Genomic DNA, 318 nt, shown 5'->3' with positions numbered 1-318 from the left:
AAGAAAAACGATTTATTGACATGCGGACATACCTAGTATGGAAAAAAGAAAAAGGTAGCCGTGTTTAACTGCATCCGGCTAACCTCATCTAAAGAGAATATACACATAAAAATGGACTTGACCCCACCCGACCGCTTTTTGTGCGATAAATCGTACAAAATGGCTTCAACCCCACCAAAACTAGGGTCGCTTGTGCGATAAATCGTACAAACTTGACGCATTTAGCAGCAAAGGTTGCAAAAAAACAGCCCGATAAGGCTGCCCGTTGAATCGTTTTGGTGGACCATAGCGGGATATTGAAATTCTGATTAACTTTGC

Annotated in this window: 1 protein-coding gene; it reads right to left on the bottom strand. The window is 41.8% G+C overall.

The window, feature by feature from the left end; all coding sequences use genetic code 11:
- Positions 1-88 precede the first annotated feature (88 nt).
- On the bottom strand, positions 89-318 hold a 230-nt coding region (locus tag FPZ45_RS25560), incomplete at its 5' end, for a hypothetical protein (RefSeq protein WP_222430787.1).

The sequence above is a fragment of the Cohnella terricola genome (assembly GCF_007786475.1).
Taxonomy (GTDB): Bacteria; Bacillota; Bacilli; order Paenibacillales; family Paenibacillaceae; genus Cohnella; species Cohnella terricola.
Note: the sequence above shows the minus strand (reverse complement) of the source record. Positions and strands in the feature narration are given on the sequence as shown.